Annotated in this window: 19 protein-coding genes and 1 tRNA gene; 9 read left to right on the top strand and 11 right to left on the bottom strand. The window is 64.2% G+C overall.

What is annotated here, in order from left to right:
• Positions 1 to 53: 53 nt before the first annotated feature.
• The 7 genes from PARACOCCUSGL_RS0103645 to PARACOCCUSGL_RS0103615 form a co-directional block, all read right to left on the bottom strand.
• Positions 54 to 1,640, bottom strand: coding sequence for an ABC transporter ATP-binding protein (locus PARACOCCUSGL_RS0103645; RefSeq protein ID WP_010393148.1), 1,587 nt, complete (start codon positions 1,638 to 1,640; stop codon positions 54 to 56).
• A 1-nt stretch (position 1,641) separates the two neighbouring features.
• On the bottom strand, positions 1,642 to 2,628 hold the full coding sequence (locus PARACOCCUSGL_RS0103640; protein ID WP_010393147.1) for a BMP family protein: 987 nt from the start codon (positions 2,626 to 2,628) through the stop codon (positions 1,642 to 1,644).
• Between the two features lie 91 nt (positions 2,629 to 2,719).
• Positions 2,720 to 3,124 carry a GNAT family N-acetyltransferase gene (locus PARACOCCUSGL_RS0103635; RefSeq protein WP_029371445.1) on the bottom strand — a complete coding sequence of 135 codons (405 nt, stop codon included), beginning with the start codon at positions 3,122 to 3,124 and terminating at the stop codon, positions 2,720 to 2,722.
• A 7-nt stretch (positions 3,125 to 3,131) separates the two neighbouring features.
• On the bottom strand, positions 3,132 to 3,725 hold the full coding sequence (tsaB, locus tag PARACOCCUSGL_RS0103630) for a tRNA (adenosine(37)-N6)-threonylcarbamoyltransferase complex dimerization subunit type 1 TsaB (RefSeq protein WP_010393141.1): 594 nt from the start codon (positions 3,723 to 3,725) through the stop codon (positions 3,132 to 3,134).
• Positions 3,718 to 4,272, bottom strand: coding sequence for a NifU family protein (locus PARACOCCUSGL_RS0103625; RefSeq protein WP_010393139.1), 555 nt, complete (start codon positions 4,270 to 4,272; stop codon positions 3,718 to 3,720). The genes tsaB and PARACOCCUSGL_RS0103625 overlap by 8 nt, the downstream gene beginning before the upstream one ends.
• Before the next feature lie 53 nt (positions 4,273 to 4,325).
• On the bottom strand, positions 4,326 to 4,934 hold the full coding sequence (locus PARACOCCUSGL_RS0103620) for a type II CAAX prenyl endopeptidase Rce1 family protein (RefSeq protein ID WP_010393138.1): 609 nt from the start codon (positions 4,932 to 4,934) through the stop codon (positions 4,326 to 4,328).
• A complete protein-coding gene (locus PARACOCCUSGL_RS0103615; RefSeq protein ID WP_010393136.1) occupies positions 4,934 to 5,389 on the bottom strand; it encodes a universal stress protein in 456 nt (151 codons plus the stop codon). The genes PARACOCCUSGL_RS0103620 and PARACOCCUSGL_RS0103615 overlap by 1 nt, the downstream gene beginning before the upstream one ends.
• A 155-nt stretch (positions 5,390 to 5,544) precedes the next feature.
• Here PARACOCCUSGL_RS0103615 and PARACOCCUSGL_RS20235 point away from each other — a divergent pair, with 155 nt between their 5' ends.
• Positions 5,545 to 6,450 carry a sugar transferase gene (locus PARACOCCUSGL_RS20235; RefSeq protein WP_010393134.1) on the top strand — a complete coding sequence of 302 codons (906 nt, stop codon included), beginning with the start codon at positions 5,545 to 5,547 and terminating at the stop codon, positions 6,448 to 6,450.
• Positions 6,451 to 6,460: 10 nt separating this feature from the next.
• Here PARACOCCUSGL_RS20235 and truA read toward each other — a convergent pair whose 3' ends face one another.
• The 3 genes from truA to PARACOCCUSGL_RS0103590 form a co-directional block, all read right to left on the bottom strand.
• Positions 6,461 to 7,243, bottom strand: coding sequence for a tRNA pseudouridine(38-40) synthase TruA (gene truA / locus PARACOCCUSGL_RS0103605; protein ID WP_010393131.1), 783 nt, complete (start codon positions 7,241 to 7,243; stop codon positions 6,461 to 6,463).
• A 3-nt stretch (positions 7,244 to 7,246) separates the two neighbouring features.
• Positions 7,247 to 8,224, bottom strand: coding sequence for a 5-bromo-4-chloroindolyl phosphate hydrolysis family protein (locus PARACOCCUSGL_RS0103600; protein WP_040601687.1), 978 nt, complete (start codon positions 8,222 to 8,224; stop codon positions 7,247 to 7,249).
• 263 nt (positions 8,225 to 8,487) lie between these two features.
• A tRNA-Gly gene (locus tag PARACOCCUSGL_RS0103590) sits at positions 8,488 to 8,561 on the bottom strand.
• Positions 8,562 to 8,646: 85 nt separating this feature from the next.
• On the opposite strand from PARACOCCUSGL_RS0103590, the gene PARACOCCUSGL_RS0103585 reads away from it, so the two are divergent.
• The gene (locus PARACOCCUSGL_RS0103585; RefSeq protein ID WP_029371442.1) at positions 8,647 to 10,095 is read left to right on the top strand and encodes a TrkH family potassium uptake protein; all 1,449 of its coding nucleotides are present in this window, start codon (positions 8,647 to 8,649) and stop codon (positions 10,093 to 10,095) included.
• On the opposite strand, the gene PARACOCCUSGL_RS0103580 is transcribed toward PARACOCCUSGL_RS0103585, so the two are convergent.
• Positions 10,092 to 11,531: a peptidoglycan-binding domain-containing protein gene (locus PARACOCCUSGL_RS0103580; protein WP_010393128.1), complete on the bottom strand. Its 1,440-nt coding sequence runs from the start codon at positions 11,529 to 11,531 to the stop codon at positions 10,092 to 10,094. The genes PARACOCCUSGL_RS0103585 and PARACOCCUSGL_RS0103580 overlap by 4 nt on opposite strands.
• 80 nt (positions 11,532 to 11,611) lie before the next feature.
• Between PARACOCCUSGL_RS0103580 and PARACOCCUSGL_RS0103575 the strand changes: the two genes are divergently transcribed.
• From PARACOCCUSGL_RS0103575 to folP, 7 genes are all read left to right on the top strand, one after another.
• Positions 11,612 to 12,574 (top strand): glycine--tRNA ligase subunit alpha, encoded by a 963-nt coding sequence (locus PARACOCCUSGL_RS0103575; protein WP_010393127.1) that lies wholly within the window; start codon positions 11,612 to 11,614, stop codon positions 12,572 to 12,574.
• A 1-nt stretch (position 12,575) separates the two neighbouring features.
• Positions 12,576 to 13,046 (top strand): DUF6446 family protein, encoded by a 471-nt coding sequence (locus PARACOCCUSGL_RS0103570; RefSeq protein WP_010393126.1) that lies wholly within the window; start codon positions 12,576 to 12,578, stop codon positions 13,044 to 13,046.
• The gene (gene glyS, locus PARACOCCUSGL_RS0103565) at positions 13,046 to 15,148 is read left to right on the top strand and encodes a glycine--tRNA ligase subunit beta (RefSeq protein WP_010393124.1); all 2,103 of its coding nucleotides are present in this window, start codon (positions 13,046 to 13,048) and stop codon (positions 15,146 to 15,148) included. Before PARACOCCUSGL_RS0103570 ends, glyS begins: the two co-directional genes overlap by 1 nt.
• 160 nt (positions 15,149 to 15,308) lie before the next feature.
• Positions 15,309 to 17,864, top strand: a complete 2,556-nt coding sequence (locus PARACOCCUSGL_RS0103560; protein ID WP_010393122.1) for a putative PEP-binding protein — start codon at positions 15,309 to 15,311, stop codon at positions 17,862 to 17,864.
• A 264-nt stretch (positions 17,865 to 18,128) separates the two neighbouring features.
• The gene (locus PARACOCCUSGL_RS0103555; RefSeq protein WP_010393120.1) at positions 18,129 to 18,620 is read left to right on the top strand and encodes a cell wall hydrolase; all 492 of its coding nucleotides are present in this window, start codon (positions 18,129 to 18,131) and stop codon (positions 18,618 to 18,620) included.
• Between the two features lie 78 nt (positions 18,621 to 18,698).
• On the top strand, positions 18,699 to 19,481 hold the full coding sequence (locus tag PARACOCCUSGL_RS0103550; RefSeq protein WP_010393119.1) for a dihydroneopterin aldolase: 783 nt from the start codon (positions 18,699 to 18,701) through the stop codon (positions 19,479 to 19,481).
• Between the two features lie 46 nt (positions 19,482 to 19,527).
• Positions 19,528 to 20,499 carry a dihydropteroate synthase gene (folP, locus tag PARACOCCUSGL_RS0103545; RefSeq protein ID WP_010393116.1) on the top strand — a complete coding sequence of 324 codons (972 nt, stop codon included), beginning with the start codon at positions 19,528 to 19,530 and terminating at the stop codon, positions 20,497 to 20,499.
• The last annotated feature ends 5 nt before the right edge of the window (positions 20,500 to 20,504 follow it).

Here is a 20,504-nt window from a genome sequence, read left to right as displayed (position 1 = left end):
CCCTCCCGGCATATTCATATTCTGGGGCCCTCTGGGCCGGGACATGCAGCGCGTCATTCGGCGCCTCCGCTGGTCGCCGGTGCCGCGGCGGGTTCGACCCCGGCCATCAGGCAGCCCAGCTCTCCGGCCGTGGTGCTGGCCGGCAGACGCTCACCCATGATCCGGCCGTCAAACATCACCGCGATGCGGTCAGATAGCGCCATAATTTCATCCAGTTCGACCGAGACAAGCAACACCGCTTTGCCCGCATCGCGCAGGGCTACGATGCGTTTGTGAATGAACTCGATCGCGCCAATATCCACCCCGCGTGTTGGCTGGCCGATCAGCAGCAGATCGGGGTTACGCTCGATCTCGCGCGCGACCACGATTTTCTGCTGATTGCCGCCGGAGAAATTCTTGGCCGCAAGGTCGGGGTTCGGGGGGCGGACGTCGAAACGCTGCATCTTGTCGGCCGCGTCGGCGCGGATCGCGGCATTGTCCATCAGCAGCCCGTTCTGGAATTGCGGCGCGTCGTGATAGCCAAAGGCGCTGTTTTCCCAGGCCGAGAAATCCATGATCAGCCCCTCGACCTGCCGGTCCTCGGGGACATGGCCTATTCCCGCTGCGCGCCGGGCGCGGCCGTCTGCGCCAGTGCCGCTAAGGGGCAGGGGCGTGCCGTTCAGCCGGATTTCGCCCTGCAACCTTGCACCGGGTTCGGGAAAACCACCCAGAATTTCAAGAAGTTGCGTCTGGCCGTTTCCTGCCACGCCTGCGATGCCGACGATTTCGCCCGCGCGGACTTCAAGGTCGATGCCGCGCAGCCGCTCGACCCCGTCCGCATCGACCATGCCAAGGCCCCGAACCTCAAGCACCGGTGCGCCGGGCTGGGCGGGGGTCTTTTCGACCCGCAGCAGAACCTTGCGTCCCACCATCAGTTCGGCCAGCTCTGTCGGGTTCGTCCCGGCAGTGCGGACCGAGGCCACCATCTCACCTCGCCGCATGACCGAGACGTTGTCCGTGATCTCCATGATCTCGCGCAGCTTGTGGGTGATCAGGATGATGGTTTTGCCCTCATCCTTGAGGCCACGCAGGATGCGGAACAGGTGGTCTGCTTCGGCCGGGGTCAGAACGCCGGTCGGTTCGTCCAGAATCAGGATATCGGCCTGACGATAAAGCGCCTTGAGGATCTCGACCCGTTGCTGATGGCCGACAGACAATTCCTCGACTGCCGCGTCGGGGTCGACCTGCAGCCCATATTCCTCGGCCAGGCGCTTTAACTCGCCTCGCGCGCGGGACAGCGAATGGCGCAGAAACCCTCGGTCCTCGGCCCCAAGGATAATGTTTTCCAGCACGGTGAAATTCGGCACCAGCTTGAAATGCTGGAACACCATGCCGATGCCGGCGCGGATCGCCGCCTGGCTGTCGCTGATCGTGACCGGCTGGCCGCCGATCAGGATCTCGCCGGCATCGGGACGGTAAAAGCCGTAGAGGATCGACATCAGCGTCGATTTCCCGGCCCCATTTTCGCCGATGATGCCGTGGATCGTGCCGCGGGGCACGACCAGGTCGATGTTCCGGTTTGCCTGCACCGGCCCGAAGGCCTTGGAAATCCCCCGCAATTCGATTGCGGGGGCCGTGCCTGTCGCGCCAGCAAGCGCCATGTTACTGAACCGGGCAGGTGTTGTCGGTCATGTAGTCATGCACCTTGATTTCGCCTGCGGTGATCGCCTTGGCGGCGGCATCGACGGCGGCCGTAATCTCGTCGGTAATGAGCGGCTTGTTGTTGTCGTCCATCGCCAGCGATACCCCACCCGAGGCAAGATCCATGACCTTGATGCCCGGCTGGACCTCGGCCCCGGCCTTGAACGCCTCATAAACCGAGACGTCGACGCCCTTGACGACCGAAGTCAGCACCTTGCCCGGATGCAGGTGGTTCTGGTTGCTGTCGACACCAATCGACAGCACTCCGGCATCTGCCGCCGCCTGCAGCACGCCAATGCCGGTACCGCCAGCCGCCGCATAGACCACGTCTGCCTGTTGCGAGACTTGCGCCTTGAGCAGCTCGCCCCCCTTCACCGGGTCGTTCCATGCTGCGGGGGTGGTGCCGGTATAGTTGATGATGACCTTGCCATCGGGGCGGGCGGCCTTGAACCCTTGGGCATAGCCGCATTCGAACTTGTGGATCAGCGGGATATCCATGCCGCCGATAAAGCCGACCGTGCCGGATTTCGAGGCCTTGGCTGCCGCGATCCCGGCGAGATACGAGCCCTGTTCCTCGGTAAAGACCACGGATTGTACGTTCGGCTGTTCGACGGTCGTGTCAATGATGACGAATTTCGTGTCGGGATAGTCCGGGGCGATTTTGTTCAGCACCTCGCCAAAGGCAAAGCCGGTCATCACGATGGGATTGGCCCCCGATTGCGCCAGCCGACGCAGCGCCTGTTCGCGCATCGCCTCGGACTGCATTTCCAGCTCTTTGTAGCTGCCCCCGGTCTCGGCCTTCCAGCGCTCGGCGCCTTCATAGGCGGCTTCGTTGAAGGATTTGTCGAACTTCCCGCCCAGATCGAAGATCAGTGCCGGATCGGCCAGAGCCGCCAGCGGCATGAAAGTCAGGCAGGCACCGGCAAGCAGAGATTTCATCAGGGACATATCGAGCCTCAAAACGGGTTACGGGCGAGTCAGCCCAGGATTTACGAATTAGGGCGCATGGGCCCAAATCCGTCAACAGGCTTATCCGGGATCAAAGCGTTCGCTGCATCAGTACTGCATCGACGCCAGAGGCGTAATAATCACGTCGCTTTCCAACGGTTTCCCAGCCAGCACCTGCGTAAAGTGCCAAGGCCGGAACATTGTCCGAGGCGACCTCAAGAAATGCCCGGACCGCGCCCCGCTGGCATGACGTGGCGGCGAATTCGTCGAGCAGGGCAGAGGCCAGGCCCTGACGCCTTGCCTCGGGTGCGATGGCCAGCGTCAGCAACTCGGCCTCATCCACGATGCAACGACCCAGCAGAAAGCCGTGGGGTGGGCGGGTCAGCAGGAAATTCGCCGGGCTGGTCAACAGGCCCTTAAACTCAGGCTCGGACCATGGGCGGGGATGGGTGGTAAAGGCGCTGCGATGCAGTGCGGCCAGCGTTTGGGGGGTCATGGCGGCGTCAGGGCAGGATGGGCGGCGCATGGTCACGCGCCGGGGCTGCATCGGCCGGGCGCAGATAGATCGGGGCCGGGCGCGGCAGATCCGGATGGTCACGCCGTTCGGCCGCAATGCGGGCAATTGCCTCGGCCAGTGGCATCACGGGGGACAATAACGGTGGCCCCGCAGGCAGATCGTGCAACGTTCCCTGTTCGGGCATCGAGGTAAGGCCGGGGCCGAAATCCTGCCAGATCACCTCGCCATTACGGGCGGGGACAGCGACACGACAGGGGCGAGGCAGGCCATGCGCGGCAGCCTCGGTTACGCCGACGCCTACTGCGGGGATGCCAAGCGACAAGGCGAGCCCCCGCGCCGCCGCAACCGAGATGCGGATACCGGTAAAATTTCCCGGCCCGATACCGCAGCCAAGAACCGAAAGCTGGCTCCAGACGACGCCAGCCCCGGTCAGCACCTCTTCAAGCAGAGGAAACAGACGCTCGGCCTGGCCGCGGGCCATTTCCTCGTGGCGGTGGGCCAGCAGCTTGTCGCCTTGCAGCAAAGCGGCCGCGCAATGCGCGGCCGATGTGTCGAAACCCAGCGAAAACGTCTCAGCCAACGGGCCGCACCTCGGTCACTTCCGGGATGTAATGGCGCAGCAGGTTCTCGATGCCCATTTTCAGGGTCAGCGTGGACGAAGGGCAGCCGGCGCAAGCGCCCTGCATATGCAGATAGACGACGCCGCGATCAAAGCCGTGGAAGGTGATGTCGCCGCCGTCCTGCGCCACGGCGGGGCGGACGCGGGTGTCCAGCAGTTCCTTGATCTGGTTGACGATTTCGGCATCGGGGCCGGTCTGATCGTTATGGGCGCTGCCGGTCGCGCCTTCGATGGCCGGAGCGCCGGACTGGTAATGCTCCATGATCGCGCCAAGGACCGAGGGTTTCAGATGGTCCCAGACCGCATCATCGGCCTTGGTCACCGTCACGAAATCCGAACCGAGAAACACCCCGGTCACGCCCGGAACGGCAAAGATGCGGCGGGCCAGCGGGCTGGTGGCCGCAGCCTCGGGCGCGGGGAAATCAGCGGTGCCGTCGCCGAGCACGGTTTCACCCGGCAGAAACTTCAGCGTCGCGGGGTTGGGGGTGGTTTCGGTCTGGATGAACATGGCGCGGGCTCCTTTGCCCTCGGATATGGGGATCGAAGGGGGAACAAGTCAAGTCAGACCGGTATTCCATTCGCCGCGGCGAGCCTTGCAAAGACAAGGAAATTGACCAGCACATGCGCAATCGCCCCGGCCCCCGCCGTCCCCGAGGACAGCCGTGCCGCCATCAGAAACGGCGCAATCACTGTTGCCCCAAGGATGGTGCCAACCCCGCCGCCCGGCGCATCAAGCCGTGCCATGGCAAGGGCAGGGGCCAGATGCCACAGGATGAATAGCCCTGTGGCCACAGCCTGCGCGCTTGGGCCGGGGCGGGGAATCAGTGCGCCACGCCAGAAAGCCTCTTCCAGGGTGCCGTTGATCAGCGCGGCCAAAGCGACCGCGCCAGACACATGTGCCGACAGTTGCAGCGGTGCGGTTCCGGCCCAAAGGGCGCAGGCAGCGACGAATGCTGTCAGGGCCAGCAGCGTCAGGCCCGGGGGCAGGTAAGGGCGTAGCGACCATCCGTCGCAATGCCAGAGCGCGCCGACGATAAGTGTCCAGTAAAGCCCAAGCCCGATTGCAATGGCCGTCAGCGGGCGCAGCCCCTCAAGGTGGCCAAGTTGATGAAATATCCATGCAAGCACTGGAATCGCCGCAAGCGTGGCCAAGGCCAGCCCACGGTTCATCAGGTGATCTGTTCCAGCCGTTCGCGCGAGATGTCGCCGGGCACGATGGTGATGGTGCAGGGCAGGCTGGCGACCTCTCGCATCAGTCTTGTGACCAGAGGTCCGGGACCGGCGTTTTCGGTCGCGGCCGCCAGCACCACCACGCCGATTTCGGGATCGGTATGGATCTGGGCCAATAGCTCGGTCGCGGGCTCTCCTTCGCGGACCACCAGTTCGGGCTCGATGCCGGGGCGGTCGCGCATCCATTTGGCAAAGACTTCGTAATGCGCCTCGATCCGCTCATATGCCTCGGCGCGCATAACCTCGGCGACGCCCATGCCATGCTGGATAGCTGTGGCCGGAATCACCCCGAGAACCTGAACTCCGCCGCCAGTCTTGGCTGCGCGTAGAGCGGCGTAGCGGATAGCATTCAGACATTCTCGCGTGTCATCCAGAACCACCAGAAATTTCCGCATGTACCCTGCCTTGGCTGCCCAGAATAAGCAAAGACTGGCCGAAAGGACACGGTTCTGCAAGTCTCGCTCTGTTTCGCGCTTGCAGGAGTTTCAAATTGCAAGTCGCTATGTTAGGCGGGAAAAGTTCTCCAAGGTGCCAAACGCGGGACGGTATTGTGACGATTCACCACGATTGGGACAAAGCCGACCGTCGCGATCTGGCCTCGATAACAAATGTCGATCTGGGCTGGATCGCACGTGAAGAGGCGCAGACCCGGGTCGGCATGACCTTGGGCAAGCGCCTTTTTGACATTTTTCTGGCACTTGTTCTGCTTGTCCCCCTGTCGGTCGTCATGGCCGTGGTTGCGGTGGTTTTGCTGGTCACTCAAGGGCGGCCCCTGCTGTACGTCGCGCCCCGCATGCGCGCGCCGGGTGAGCCGTTCAACCTGCTGAAGTTCCGCACCATGCTGCGGGACGAAGGGGATTTCGGTGCGACCGGCGGGCATAAGCATTGGCGCATCACCCGTGTCGGCCGCATCCTGCGCCGTACCCGCATCGACGAGCTGCCGCAGCTTTTCAACATCCTGCGCGGCGATATGAGCTTTGTCGGCCCGCGTCCGCCGCTGCGCGAATATGTCGAACGTTTCCCTGCGCTTTATTCACAGGTGCTGAAGAACCGGCCAGGTGTCACCGGGCTTGCGACGATGATCTATCATGCGCATGAGGACCGGATCATGGCGCGCTGCCAGACGGCAGAGGCGACCGAGGCCGCCTATTACCGTCGCTGCCTGCCGACCAAATTGCGTCTGGACCTGATCTATCAGCGCCGCCGCAGCTTGCGCATGGATCTGTGGATCATCTGGCATACGGTGATGACCGTGCTGATCCCGAACTGGCAGGGCCGCCGCGCCCGCCGGGTGCCCAGCGGACAAAAGCTGGAGGCAGGCAAACCCGTCTCCGAGAACACAGCGCAGAAAGTCGCTGTCTCTGGCGGGCCGCGCCTGCAATCCGCGCGGGCTTCGACGCCGGCGCTTTCCCAGATCCAACCCTCTCAGACCCGGCCCGGTGTTCCGGCCGAATGATCGGCTGCTGCTAGCTTGTGGCGAAGGGGTCTTGCGGATAGCTGACCCCTGTCAGGTACAGCCCCTGCGGCGGGCAAACCGGGCCACAGGCGGCGCGGTCGCGCGCCTCCAATGCCTCGGCGACGCGGTCGGGGGGCCATGAGCCCGCGCCAACCCGCTCAAGCGTTCCGACGATCGAGCGCACCTGATTATGCAGAAATGAGCGTGCGCGCAGGGTAAAGCGGTATTCGCGCCCTTGCGGGATCTCGGCCTCGGTGATCGTCAACTCATCCAGCGTTTTCACCGGGCTTTTCGCCTGACACATGGTCGAACGGAAGGTGGTAAAGTCGTGCCGCCCCAGCAGATGCGCTGCGCCCTCGCGCATGGCGGCCAGATCCAGCGGGTGCGAGACCTGCCAGGCGCGGCCACGATCATGCGTCAGCGGCGCGCGGCGCGAAATCAGGCGGAACAGGTAGCGCCGCTCAAAGGCTGAGAAGCGGGCATGAAACTCATCATCGACCCTTGCCACGGCAAGGATGGCGACGGGCGCAGGTTTCAGGTGCCAGTTCAATGCCTCAGAGAGGCGGAACGGGTCCCAGTCACGAATCAGATCGGCATGGGCGACCTGACCAGTCGCATGTACACCGGCATCGGTGCGACCGGCGGCAGCGATGCGGGCGCCCTGGGCAAAGCCAGGGTCAAGACGGGCCAATGCGGCCTCGACCGCGCCTTGCACGCTGGGGCGGTCGGCCTGCGCCTGCCAGCCGGCGAAGGGACCGCCGTCATATTCGATCAGCAGCGCGAAACGAGGCATGGTCTAACGGCGCGACTTTTCCGATTCGCGGGGAATCAGCAGATCGTCCAGTGTCATCGGGCGCTGCAGCTCTGCCGGCTCGGCCGGTGGGGTGGGCGCGGGGCGGACCCCTTCGCGAACCAGCCGGTCGCGCAGCACGCTGATTTCAATGTCGAGATCGGTGCGCCCCCCTTCGAGCAAGCGGGCGCTGCGGGCGGCGAATTCGGTTTCCAGATCGGTAAGCAGCGTTTCATAATCCTGCCGGGCGCGCTGGTCGCGGGTCTGGACATAGAGATCGGCGAATTTCACTGTCGCATCGCGCGCCCCTTGCAGATAGACGCTGAGATAGCGGCGCACGGCGGAGATGGTGTCGGGGTTTTCCTCGACATGGCTGAAAAGTTCGCGGGCGGTGGCAGCGAACATGCCGACACGGGCCTCAAGCCGGCGATCGCCGGTCCGCAGAATCGCGTCCTGCATGGCCTTCAGATGGGCTTCGCCCTCGGCCACGATGCGTTGGGCGCGGTCCTGTTGGTAACCGTCGATGCCCTCCATCCCCTTGTCACGTATCGGGTCGGTGCCGAATGCCAGCCAGTGCAGCATGGCCCCGGCAAAGCCGATCACGCCTGCGCCTGCCTCTGCCCCCGGCACATAAGAGCCGATGGCAAGGCCAAGGCCAGTCAGGATGCCCCCAAAGAGCTTGCGCGGGATCGCCGGTCGGCGTGCGACGCGGCGTGCGTCATATGCAGCCTCGGCCTGCAGTCCCTCGCGGGTCATCCACATGCCCGAGGCAACGGCGCCAAAGGCGATCAGGTGCAGCGCGAGTCCGTTCGGGTCCTGCCAGAAGGCGCTGATGAGAAAGGGGATCGCCATGATCGTCACCCAGCGGGTGCGCGATTCGAGCGGGTGGCGGAACTCGCCCGGTGCTGGCCGCGCGGGGGCGCGCAGGTCGGTTCCGTCCAGCTGGGGCTGCGGCGAAAAGCGGCCGCCGAAACGCTTTGCCATCATTGCCCCCTTAGCCAGCGCCTACAAAGGAAGCATAGAGCGTCAGACCCATCAACAGAAAGAAGGACAGGCGCTGCATGGCTTTCTGGGACATCGGCTTCCTTTCGGCGCATTTCCGCGGGTTGCCCGAAGGATATAGGGCGCCCCCGGCCCGAACGGAAGGGCGAAGGCTTGTGCGGTGTGACTGGCTGGATGGATGGGGGCTCTGCCCCCGCGCCTGCGGCGCTCCCCCGGGATATTTCAGCACGAAAGAAGGTGGGGGATGGAGCGGGTGATGGGAATCGAACCCACGTATTCAGCTTGGAAGGCTGCTGCTCTACCATTGAGCTACACCCGCATCGGGCTTTTCTATAGGGGCAGACGTGTTCTTGCGCAAGCGTCACGCGCTTGACGGTTGCATGGCGGCGGGGCAAGCAGGCGGCATGATCGATATCCGTCCCGTCGCCAATATCGTAGGCAAGGTTGTGGTCACGCTGGGGGCGGCGATGACGCTGCCCATGCTGGTGGACTGGTGGCATGGCGATGCTCATTGGATGAGCTTTCTGGGAAGCAGCTTTCTGACCATGCTTGCAGGTGGCCTTGTCGCCTTGTCCACCCGGCAGTCCGACAAGTCGCTTGCGATTCAGCAGGTGTTCCTGCTTACCGCGATGCTGTGGCTTGTCGTGCCGGTTGCCGGGGCGCTGCCCTTTATGCTGGGTGAGCCGCAGGCCAGTTTCACCGACGCCTATTTCGAGGCCATGTCGGGGATGACCACAACAGGGACCACGGTCTTTCCCGATCTGGACAGTTTGCCCAAGGGCACGAATCTGTGGCGGGCGTTTCTGAACTGGGCAGGCGGGCTTGGGATCATCGTTGTCGCCATGATCTTTCTGCCGGTGATGAAGGTCGGGGGGATGCAGTTCTTTCGCTCGGAGGGTTTTGACACTCTGGGTAAGATCCTGCCCCGCGCCTTTGACATCGCGCGCGAGATGACCGGGGTTTATATTGCCATGACCGCCTGTAGCATGGTGGTCTATATCCTTTTGGGGATGAAGGGGTTTGACGCGCTGGTGTTTGCGCTGTCCACCTGTTCGACCGGCGGGTTTTCCAATTATAACTCGAGTTTCGGCCCCTATATCGGTGCGCCGGAATATGCGGCCGCGTTCTTTATGATCATGGCCTCGATTCCCTTTATCCGCATGGTGCAGCTGATCCGGGGCTCGGCAGAGCCCTTATGGCGCGACATTCAGGTTCGGGCCTATCTGCGCTGGACCTTTTATGCGGTGGCGGTGATCGTCCTTTACCGGCTGCTGTGGCTGGAGGCAAAAAACCCTCTGGATGTTATCCGGGAAACTACTTTCAACGTGGTTTCGGCCTTTTCCGGGACGGGGCTATCCACAACGGATGTGACGCAATGGGGGCATTTCCCCTTTGTCATCCTGTTGGTCGTCGGGCTGATCGGAGGTTGCACCGGCTCGACCTCATGTTCAGTCAAGGTGTTCCGCTATCTGGTGCTGTTTCAGGCGGTCAAGGCGCAGCTGCGGCGTATGCAGTCGCCGCATCGGGTGTTCCCGCTGCTTTACGATGGCCGCCCACTGGACGAGGACGTGATCGATTCGGTCATGTCCTTCTTTACCCTGTTCATCCTGTCCTTTGGGCTGCTGATCATCGGGTTGGCACTGACCGGGCTGCATCCGCGCACCGCACTGACTGCGGCCTGGACCGCGATTGCCAACGTTGGAACTGTCTGGGGGCCTGAGATGACCGATAACGGTGGGGTAACGAATTTCCCCACCGCGTCGAAATGGCTGATGATCTTTGGCATGTACCTTGGCAGGCTTGAGCTGATCTCGGTGCTTGTCCTGTTCCTGCCGCGGTTCTGGCGCAGCTAGTTCGCGGGGGTGGCCGGTTCCGGCGCGGGCGTCTCGGGGGGGTCTGCCGGGGCGATGGCCGGCACCTCGGGCTGGGCTTCGCCTGCGCCGGGGGCAAAGCGGGTCAGGTTGTCCGAAATTTCAGCCGCGAGGCGGTGCTGGTTTTCAGGGTCCGAGACCGGCCAGATCAGGACAAAACCCTGTACCCGGCCGTCGATCACCCTGGCTTCGGCATGGCCGATATGGGTCTGGTTCTGACCATCAAGCGTGACTGCGCCACGCGTCACCTTGCGTTCAGGCGACGGTACCCAGCCAAGGGCGGTGACAAGACCTGCCAGGTCCAGCATTTCCTGTTGGCCGCCGGGCTGTGAAAAGAGGATCAGCGCCGCACCCGAGCCGTCCTTGGGCCCATAGATCGACAGTGCACGCTCTGCCCGTTCGAATTGCAGCTTGTCCATGGGGGCAGGCAGCGTAAGGCCGGTGTGGCTGTCCTGCAGCTCGGCCAGCCCCATTTCGGCCCGCCATGCAGCGCGGCGGGCGATGAGCTCGGCCATGGCGGTGGCGGTGTCGGGAGAGGCCCGCAGGCGCACGATCTCGGCCGCGATCGCGGCGCGGGTCATCGGGCCGTCCTTGCCGTCGATGGACCCTTCGTAATGGCCGGCCCAACGCAGGGCACGCTGGATATCTTCAAGCGGAGGCATGGAAACCGGCTCGGCCTCGGGTGCCGGGGGGGCGCCAAGCTCGGGCGTCTTGCCGGCAATGGCGACCTCACCCATGTCCTCGGCGGGTGAGAGGAAGGCGTCCTTGGGTACCGCGCCTGCATTTTTGAACGCCTTGAGCCAGGCGGTGCCCGTCGCCTCGTCCATCGGGCCAAAGGCGATGGCCGAGCGGCCATTTGGCAGGGTCCAGAGCCCGGATTCGGGCAGGGTCTGGCGCCATTTTTCAAGCATCTCTTCGGCCTTGGCGCGATTGGGGCTTGATTCGAGGCGCAGGAAGAATTTCGCCGGCTCGGGTTCGGCGACCGGTTCGGGTGCGACTGCCGGGGATGCCGGATCCCCGGTCACAGCTGCGGCCGTGTCCTGCGGGAAGGTCGAGGCATTGCCGGCAGAGTTTGCGGGTTCGGCGGCGGCGGTCACGTTCAGCGGGGTAAAGCTGCGCCCCTCGGCGGTGGCAATGAAGCTGTCGCCCGGAACTTTGCGCTGTTGTTTCAGCTCGTCCAGCCGCGCTGCGGCATCTTCGCGCGGCATGGGGCCAAGGGCGATTCCGACCCAGCCTTCGCTTAACGGAAAGGTTACGACATCGGGAAACTGTGCACCCCATGCCTCGGCGCTGGCCTGAGCGGCCTCGGCCCCGCGCTTGGCCTCGATGCGGATCACCACATCCTCGGCCAGCGCGGCCGAGCCGAGAGCCAGCGGCAAAGCCGCACCAAAGACGAATGCAAAGCGCCCCATGGGCATGTCCCTCTCATTGACCCTGCGCCGCCCTCTGCCTAGAAGGCGGCAGACATTTCCTGCCAGTTATGCCGAAGGAAGCCCCGATGACCAGCCCAAAGGACAACCAGACGGCCAAACCCGTCTGCTTTCAGGACGTGATCCTGCGCCTGCAATCCTATTGGGCCGCACAGGGCTGCGCGGTGCTGCAACCCTATGACATGGAGGTCGGTGCCGGCACCTTCCACCCGGCGACCACGCTGCGCAGTCTGGGTGCCCGGCCTTGGGCTGCGGCCTATGTCCAGCCCTCGCGCCGCCCGACCGATGGGCGCTATGGCGAGAACCCGAACCGCCTGCAGCACTATTATCAATATCAGGTTATCATCAAACCCTCGCCGCCGAACCTGCAAGAGCTGTATCTGGGCAGCCTTGCCGCCATCGGCCTTGATCCGATGATCCACGATGTCCGCTTTGTCGAGGATGACTGGGAAAGCCCGACCCTGGGCGCATGGGGCCTGGGTTGGGAAGTCTGGTGTGACGGGATGGAGGTCAGCCAGTTCACCTATTTCCAGCAGGTCGGCGGGCATGACTGCCGCCCGGTCTCGGGCGAGCTGACCTATGGGCTTGAGCGGCTGGCGATGTATGTCCTTGGGGTCGAGCATGTGATGGACATGCCGTTTAACCATCCCGACAGCCCGATCCCGCTGACCTATGGCGACATCTTCCGTCAGGCCGAGCGTGAATATTCGCGCTGGAACTTTGAGCAGGCCGATACGGAAATGCTGCTGCGCCACTTTGAGGATGCCGAGGCCGAATGCGAGCGCATCCTGACCGCGGCCGAGACCGATGCCGCCGGGCGGCAGATCCCGATGGCGCATCCTGCCTATGATCAGGCGATCAAGGCCAGCCACCTGTTCAACCTGCTTGATGCGCGCGGGGTGATCTCGGTCACCGAGCGGCAGGCCTATATCGGCAGGGGGGGGGCGCTGGCCAAACGTTGTGCGGATCTGTTTGTGACCACCTCGGCCGCCACGGGCGAGCCGCTGCCCGCCTTCCCGGCTGGGGCCTAGGATGGACGGCCGCTTTCCCGCCCTTGTGCTGATCGTTACTGCCGCCGTTGCGGGGGCAGGGGTCTGGTACGCGCAGCAATATGCTTTTTACGACCGGCTGGACCCGGCCTCGGTCACGCTGACCGCGACTGTGAACGGTGAAAGCGTGCCTGTGCCGGCCAGCGAGGTGCAGGTCATCGACGCCAGCAGCTCTCCGATCCGCTGGCGGGCCTGTTTTCGCCTGACCGAGCCTTTGCCCGCAGGGGCCGAACCCTTCCCCGAGGCGCAGCCGCTGAACGGCCCGGGCTGGTTTTCCTGTTTTCAGGCCGGGCAGATTGGCGCTGATATCGAATCCGGGGCCGCCCGGGCCTATCTTTCCCAGGCCGAGGTCCGCCCCGATGTGGACCGCGTGATTGCGGTCTATCCCGACGGCCGCGCCTTTGGCTGGCACCAATTCAATGACAAGACCCCCGAACGCGGAGTGATGGACTGATGGCCGACCTTCTGATCGAGCTGTTCTCCGAGGAAATTCCGGCGCGGATGCAGGCCCGCGCGCGCGAGGACCTCAAGAAACTCGTCACCGACGGGTTGGTCGAGGCCGGCCTGACTTACCGTTCCGCCGGTGTTTTCAGCACCCCGCGCCGGTTGACGCTGGCGATCGAAGGGCTCAGCGCCCATAGCCCCACCACCCGTGAAGAGCGCAAGGGCCCGCGGACCGACGCGCCCGAGGCCGCGCTGGAGGGGTTTTTGCGCTCAACTGGCCTGACCCGTGACCAGCTTGAGGCCCGCGATGACAAGAAAGGGCAGGTCTGGTTCGCCACCATCACCCGCCCCGGTCGTCCGGCGGCCGATATTGTGGCCGAGGTGCTTGAGGCCGCGATCCGTAACTTTCCCTGGCCCAAATCGATGCGCTGGGGCGCGGGCAATCTGCGCTGGGTGCGGCCTCTGCACTCGATCCTGTGCCTGCTCACGGACGAATCGGGTGCAAGTGTGGTGCCACTTGAGATCGAAGGCATTCGCGCCAGCAACACCACCCGCGGCCATCGCTTCATGGCACCCGAGGAATTCACCGTTTCCGGCTTTGACGATTATGCCGCGAAACTGCGCCGTGCGCGCGTGATGCTGGATTCAGCCGAACGTGAGGCGGCGATCCGGCAAGAGGCCGCTAATCTGGCCTTTGCCCGCGGCTGGGAAATTGTCCCGGACGAAGGGCTGCTGACCGAGGTCGCCGGTCTGGTCGAATGGCCGGTGCCGCTGATGGGTGCGATCGAGGATCGCTTTCTGTCGCTGCCGCCCGAAGTGCTGCAAACCTCGATGAAAGAGCATCAGAAGTTCTTTTCGGCCCGTAACCCCAAGTCGGGCCGGATCGAGGGCTTTGTCACCGTCGCCAATATCGAGACTTCGGATCAGGGCGAAACGATCCTCAAGGGCAACCAGCGCGTCCTGGCCGCCCGCCTTTCGGACGCGGCCTTCTTCTGGGAAAACGATCTGCGCGAGGCCAGGTCAGGCATGACCGACTGGGCCGAGGGTCTCAAGGCGGTGACCTTCCAGAGCAGGCTTGGCTCTCAGGCCGACCGCATTACCCGCATCGCTGCCCTTGCGCGTCAGATCGCCCCACTGGTCGGCGCCGATGCCGATCAGGCCGAGCAAGCGGCCAGGGTGGCCAAGCTTGACCTGCGCTCGGCCATGGTCGGCGAATTCCCGGAACTGCAAGGCATCATGGGTCGTTATTACGCGCTTGAGGCCGGGCTGCCTGCCGCGGTGGCCGATGCTGCGCGAGATCATTATTCGCCGCTCGGTCCCTCGGATGCGGTGCCTTCCGCGCCGGTGTCGGTCGCGGTGGCGCTGGCTGACAAGCTGGATACGCTGACCGGCTTCTGGGCCATCGACGAAAAGCCGACCGGGTCGAAGGATCCCTTCGCGTTGCGTCGCGCCGCACTTGGCGTGATCCGGCTGGTGCTGGTGAACGGTGCGCGCCTTGGCCTGTCCGAACTCTTCCGCCTCTTTGGCGAGGCGCATCTGGCCGCGCTCAAGCCTGGGCAGGGCGATCAGCAGATTGCGACGCTGCAAAACGACCTCCTCGCTTTCTTCTACGACCGGCTCAAGGTCCATTTGCGCGATCAGGGCATCCGTCATGACATCATCGACGCCGTGCTGAACATGCCGGGCAGCGACGATCTCGTGCTGCTGGTGAACCGTGCCACGGCGCTGAACGACGTGCTGCGGACCAATGACGGCACCAACCTGCTGCAAGGGCTGAAACGCGCCGGCAACATCCTCGCCCAGGCCGAGGATAAGGACGGGGTTGAATACAGCTTCGGCGCTGATCCGAAATTCGCAGAAACTGATGAGGAACGCGCCCTGTTCGCCGCACTTGATCAGGCCGAACCTGCGATCCGCAATGCTGTCACGGGCGAGGATTTCCCTGCTGCGATGCAGGCGATCGCCGCTCTGCGGGCGCCGATCGACGCCTTTTTCGAGGCGGTACAGATCAATACCGACAATCAGATCGTGCGCCGCAACCGCCTGAACCTGCTCTCCCGCATCCGCGAGGCAGGCCGGCTGATCGCTGATTTCGGCCGGATCGAGGGCTGATCCCAGCCTTTCTTTCGTGCCCAAATATCCCCGGGGGAACGCTCCTGGGGCCCCATTGAGGGGCCGCAGGAGCGTGGGGGCAGAGCCCCCGCTCCCCGCGCTGCCGACCTGCGCTTCGCACTTGCAGCAATGCGCTTGCCATGCCTAATGTGACGGCATCATGACCGCGCTGACTGATCCAGGAGCCATCGTCGAAATCACCCCCTCGGCGGGGATTCAGACCGCGCGTCATGGCTGGCGGGCAAAATGCCTGCAGCGTCTGATCCGGATGGAGCTGCCGGTTCCGGCAAGCTTCGCCATCTCGGCCGAAGCAGTACGCGCCATTGCTGCCGGGCAGATGCCCGACCGTGCCCGGCTTGCCGCGATCATTGATCGTGCGGATGGGCTGGTCAGCGTGCGCCCCTCGGCAGTAGATCCGGCGTGGGGCGGACCGGGAACGGTGCTGAATGTCGGCATCAACCACGAACGCCACGCCCTTCTGGTGCAAAGCCGGGGCAAGGCAGCGGCAGATGCGATCTACCTGGGCTTTGTGCAGTCCTATGCCATCCACGTTGCGCGGCTGGACCCCGACATGTTCTCGGACAGCGAGGGCGGGCTTGCCGCTGCCCTGCGCGCCTATGAGGACGAAACGGACGAAGAATTCCCCCAGGACCCTGCCCGCCAGCTGGCCGAAGTGCTGCGCAGTATGGCGCGGGCCTGGGACGGGCCGACCGCCCGGCTTTTGCGTCAGGCCAAGGGTGCGCCGGCCAATGCGCCGCTTGGGTTGGTGGTGCAGCACATGGCACTGGCGATCGGGCCGGGCGTAACCGGCTCTGGCACCATCCAGTTCATAGACAGCGTTACCGGCATGCCGCGTATCACCGGCCGGTTCCGGGGTCAGACCCAGGGCCGTGCCAAAGGCGAGGGGGCCGAGACGCTCTATCTCGTGCGCGACCCGCGCGGCCCCTCGCTGGAAGAGGCGGCACCGCAGGTGTTCGCCGATCTTGTCCGCTTTGGCGTCGCCGCGCGTGAACGCCTGCGCGAAGAGATGCAGATCGAATTCGTCGTCTCGGATGGCAAGCTGTCGATCATTGATGCGGTACGGGTCGGCCGCAGCTCACGCGCGAGCGTCCGCATCGCCGTGGCACTGGCCCGCGATGGCATCATCACGCCCGAAGAGGCGGTGATGCGGGTCGAGCCGCGCGCCCTCTCTGATCTGCTGCACCATCAGGTCGACCCGCGCGCGCCCCGCGATGTCATCACCAGGGGCATCAACGCCAGCCCGGGCGCGGCTACCGGGCGCATCGTCTTTACCGCCGCCGCTGCTCAGGCTGCCGAGGCGCGGGGTGAGCGTTGCGTCCTCGTCCGCCGCGAGACTGTGCCCGAGGATATCCGCGGCATGCATGCCGCCGTCGCTGTTCTGACGGAGCGTGGCGGCATGACCAGCCACGCCGCGGTGATCGCGCGCGGCATCGGTCTGCCCTGCATCGTCGGCGCCAGCGGTATCTCGATCGACGCGCGTGCACGCACGATGATGGTTGGCGGCCGGTTGTTTCATGAGGGTGAAGAAATCACCATCGACGGCACCTCGGGTGAGGTGTTGGCCGGTGCGGCCGAGATGCTTGAGCCGGCGCTGGACGATAGCTTTGCCCAGCTGCTGGAATGGGCCGATGCGCATTGCCGCATCAGGGTACGCGCCAATGCCGACACGCCCGAGGACGCCCGCACCGCCCGCATGTTCAACGCTCAGGGCATCGGCCTGTGCCGCACCGAGCATATGTTTTTTGATGACGAGCGCCTGCCCGCCATGCGTGAGATGATCTTTGCCGGACGGCCTGAAGATCGTCGCCTGTCGCTTGAGCGTCTTTTGCCCATGCAGCGCAGCGATTTCGCCAAGCTGTTCGAAATCATGGCGGGCCTGCCGGTTACGATCCGCCTGTTTGACCCGCCGCTGCACGAATTCCTGCCCCATGACCGCGAGGGCATGCGCGAGCTGGCCGAATCACTGGACCTGCCCCTGTCGGACGTGACCCGCCGGGTCGAGGCGCTTAGCGAATTCAACCCGATGCTGGGGATGCGCGGGGTGCGGCTGGGGATCACCGTGCCCGAAATTTATGACATGCAGGCCCGCGCAATTTTTGAGGCGACCATCGAGGCCAGCCATAACGGCGATCCGGTCGTGCCCGAGATCATGATTCCGCTGGTCAGCGCAAGGCGTGAGGTCGAGCTGGTCAAGACCCGGATCGACGCTGTCGCGGCCGCCGTCCGTAATGAGACGCGCAAGGAATTTACCTACCGTCTTGGCGTGATGGTCGAAACTCCGCGCGCAGCACTGCGTGCCGGTGAAATTTCCGAACATTCGGCATTCTTATCATTTGGTACCAATGACCTGACGCAAATGACCTATGGGCTGTCACGCGACGACGCGGGCCGTTTTATGGGCATTTATGTCAGCCAGGGGGTCTATTCCGAGGACCCGTTCCACATTCTTGACCGCGACGGTGTTGGCGAACTGGTCGCCATCGGGGCCGAGCGCGCCCGTGCCACCAAGCCCGATATCACCATCTCGGTCTGCGGCGAACATGGTGGCAACCCTGAATCCATTGCCTTCTGCCTCAGGGCGGGGGTGAATTACGTCTCGTGCTCGCCCTTCCGGGTGCCGGTGGCGCGTCTGGCGGCGGCGCAAGAATCGATTCTCATGGCTCGCGAAGAGGCCGATTCGGCGGGCAGGGCCTAGTTCCCGGCCTGGCCGATTTTGGCCAGAATCTGCCCGTAACCTAATTTGTCGTCGGCGAGTTTCCGCCAAAATCGTTAAAATTCAACTGAATCGCTCCGCTCACGCCTATGTGGGGTGGATCGGATGGCCCTGTTTCATGCCTCTAGCGCCGAATATCCGCTGAGGTAGCGGACCCCAGTTTCAAACCGACCGGGTCGGACCCGGACCGAAAACAGGACCAACATGTCGATATACAAGTCATGGCTGGCGTGCGTTTCTGTGTGTATGGTTGTCGCTTTTTCGCCCGTCGCCACCACTCCGGCGCTTGCTGACGGAAAGCATCAAGTCGCGTACGAGATCAAGACCGGGCGTGGCCGTCAGGTCGTCCAGATTGATCCCAATGACCTGCAATGCCTGTCAGAGGCCTTGTATTTCGAGGCCCGCGGCGAAGGTCTGCGCGGCCAGCAGGCCGTGGCCGAAGTGATCCTGAACCGCGTCGACCATCCACGCTTTCCAAAAACCGTTTGCGGTGTCGTGAACCAGCGCGGCCAGTTCACCTATAACAAAGGCGCCCGTATCCGTGAAAAGGGCACCTTTGCCCGCGTGCAAAAGGTCGCAGTCGCCGCGCTTTCCGGCGCACCACGCACGCTGACCAACGGCGCGACCTATTTCCATGCTCGCGGCGTCAAGCCCTCGTGGACCAAGCGGTTCGAACGCACGATCCGTATCGGCAGCCATACCTTCTATCGCTCGGATCGTCGTCTGGCATCGAACTGAGCCCGCGACGCAAATTTGCCATCAAAGCAGCGGCCCTGTCCCTTGCGGCGGGGCCGTTTTCCTGAAAACACAGGCGGCATGGACCAGCCTGATCGTATCCACCTGCGCGACTATATCCTTTCGACCGAGATTGGCGCGTTCCAGACCGAACGGGGCCAACAGCAGCGGCTGCGCTTTAACATTGATGTCGAACTGGCCACCCATGTCGTCGGCGTCAATGACGAGGTGGACCGGATCCTGAGTTATGACATTCTGACCGGCGCTGTCGCCGCGGGGCTGGCGGACCGCCGCTATGACCTGCTTGAGACGCTGGCGGAAAAGATCGCGGCGCAGATCCTTGCCCATCCGCGCGCGGCACAGGTCTCGGTCACTATCGAAAAGCTGGACCGTATTCCTGGTGCCCTGGGGGTGACGCTGGTGCGCCGTCAGGGCCGTGTCGTTGCCGATCCGATCGAGGCGCCGATCCGTGTGATCCTGCATGGCCGCGACCTGACCCTGCCCGAAGGGGCGGTGGCGCTGGTACCCGACGCGCCGGGCCTGCCGCTGCCGCAGGGTGGAAACCTGCGCGAGATCGAGCTTTTGGCACTGGATCAGGCTGCATGGGCCTTGGCGGGGCGTCTGGGCCTGACCGTTGCCAACAGCCGGACCGAGCTGGACTGGGCCGCGACCGAGGGCCGCGCCGTGGTCTGGGCCCCTGCGCGCATGGTCCGCGACGTGGCTGACCTGCCTGCCACGCCAACGGCGCTGGCGCTGTGGCTGGCGCAGCGGCTGGGTGCAAGCCGGCTTGACTGGGCGTTGGCTCAGGGTGTGCCCGCGCCCGAGGTGCCGGCGGATTTCCCCATTCCGACGGGTCATCTTTGATCGCCGGGCTTGAATCGCCCGCTACGGGGCGTAAAGACTTGGAAATATGACCGATTATTTCCGCCCTATTCCATGCGAGACGGGCCGGTGGCAGCTTGCCGGCGGCTGGGTACGTTTTTCGCAATTCGAACTTTTGCGCAGGGGTGAGGCTCCGCGTGTCGTGGACAGCGCCCCGGATGCGGTGCTTGAGGCGCTGACCGCGCCGCGTGTCTCGCTTTTGGGCCTTTCGATGCAGCAGCCGCGCATCATGGGCATCGTCAATACGACGCCCGACAGCTTTTCGGATGGCGGTACCTATGACGGGGCCGGGCAGGTGCGGCTGTTGGCCGGGCAGGGGGCCGAGATTCTGGACATCGGCGGCGAATCGACCCGACCCGGCGCCCGCGAGGTGCCTGTCGCGGAAGAGATTGACCGCGTCACCCCCGCTATCGAGGCGGCGCGGGGGCTCGCCGTGATCTCGGTCGATACGCGCAAGGCCGAGGTGGCCCGTGCAGCCGTCGATGCCGGGGCACATATGGTAAATGATGTGTCGGGCTTTGACTTCGACCCCGATATGGCGGGGATGGTGGCCGCTTCGGGTGTGCCGGTCTGTCTGATGCACGCTCAGGGCATCCCCGAAACGATGCAGGACAACCCGACCTATGGCGATGTGCTGCTTGACGTCTATGACGCGCTGGCCGAACGCATCGCCCGGGCCGAAGCGGCGGGTATCGCCCGCGACAGGATCGTGATCGATCCGGGCATTGGTTTCGGCAAGACGCAAGAGCATAATCTGGCTATCCTGCGCCGGATCTCGCTTTACCACGGGCTGGGCTGCGCGGTGCTTTTGGGTGTGTCGCGCAAGCGGTTCATCGGCAGTATCGGTGGGGTCGAACGTCCGGCCGACCGGGTGGCCGGTACACTGGCGCTGACGCTTGCCGGGATTGCGCAGGGTATCCAGATCCACCGCGTCCATGACGTGGCGGAGACAAGGCAGGGCATCGCCCTATGGCGGGCCGCGACGACAGAGACAGGATGAGCAGG

This window comes from Paracoccus sp. TRP (assembly GCF_000185925.1).
GTDB classification, from domain to species: Bacteria; Pseudomonadota; Alphaproteobacteria; order Rhodobacterales; family Rhodobacteraceae; genus Paracoccus; species Paracoccus kondratievae.
Note: the sequence above shows the minus strand (reverse complement) of the source record. Positions and strands in the feature narration are given on the sequence as shown.

Coding starts and splice junctions, on each gene's coding strand:
- PARACOCCUSGL_RS0103550 (WP_010393119.1), top strand. CDS start 18,699: ATGGACCAGCCTGATCGTATCCACCTGCGCGACTATATCCTTTCGACC.
- PARACOCCUSGL_RS0103620 (WP_010393138.1), bottom strand. CDS start 4,934: ATGAACCGTGGGCTGGCCTTGGCCACGCTTGCGGCGATTCCAGTGCTT.
- PARACOCCUSGL_RS0103635 (WP_029371445.1), bottom strand. CDS start 3,124: ATGACCCCCCAAACGCTGGCCGCACTGCATCGCAGCGCCTTTACCACC.
- PARACOCCUSGL_RS0103640 (WP_010393147.1), bottom strand. CDS start 2,628: ATGTCCCTGATGAAATCTCTGCTTGCCGGTGCCTGCCTGACTTTCATG.
- truA (WP_010393131.1), bottom strand. CDS start 7,243: ATGCCTCGTTTCGCGCTGCTGATCGAATATGACGGCGGTCCCTTCGCC.
- folP (WP_010393116.1), top strand. CDS start 19,528: ATGACCGATTATTTCCGCCCTATTCCATGCGAGACGGGCCGGTGGCAG.
- PARACOCCUSGL_RS0103555 (WP_010393120.1), top strand. CDS start 18,129: ATGGTTGTCGCTTTTTCGCCCGTCGCCACCACTCCGGCGCTTGCTGAC.
- PARACOCCUSGL_RS0103580 (WP_010393128.1), bottom strand. CDS start 11,531: ATGCCCATGGGGCGCTTTGCATTCGTCTTTGGTGCGGCTTTGCCGCTG.
- PARACOCCUSGL_RS0103585 (WP_029371442.1), top strand. CDS start 8,647: ATGATCGATATCCGTCCCGTCGCCAATATCGTAGGCAAGGTTGTGGTC.
- PARACOCCUSGL_RS0103560 (WP_010393122.1), top strand. CDS start 15,309: ATGACCGCGCTGACTGATCCAGGAGCCATCGTCGAAATCACCCCCTCG.
- PARACOCCUSGL_RS0103625 (WP_010393139.1), bottom strand. CDS start 4,272: ATGTTCATCCAGACCGAAACCACCCCCAACCCCGCGACGCTGAAGTTT.
- PARACOCCUSGL_RS0103570 (WP_010393126.1), top strand. CDS start 12,576: ATGGACGGCCGCTTTCCCGCCCTTGTGCTGATCGTTACTGCCGCCGTT.
- PARACOCCUSGL_RS0103575 (WP_010393127.1), top strand. CDS start 11,612: ATGACCAGCCCAAAGGACAACCAGACGGCCAAACCCGTCTGCTTTCAG.
- PARACOCCUSGL_RS0103600 (WP_040601687.1), bottom strand. CDS start 8,224: ATGGCAAAGCGTTTCGGCGGCCGCTTTTCGCCGCAGCCCCAGCTGGAC.
- PARACOCCUSGL_RS0103645 (WP_010393148.1), bottom strand. CDS start 1,640: ATGGCGCTTGCTGGCGCGACAGGCACGGCCCCCGCAATCGAATTGCGG.
- glyS (WP_010393124.1), top strand. CDS start 13,046: ATGGCCGACCTTCTGATCGAGCTGTTCTCCGAGGAAATTCCGGCGCGG.
- PARACOCCUSGL_RS0103615 (WP_010393136.1), bottom strand. CDS start 5,389: ATGCGGAAATTTCTGGTGGTTCTGGATGACACGCGAGAATGTCTGAAT.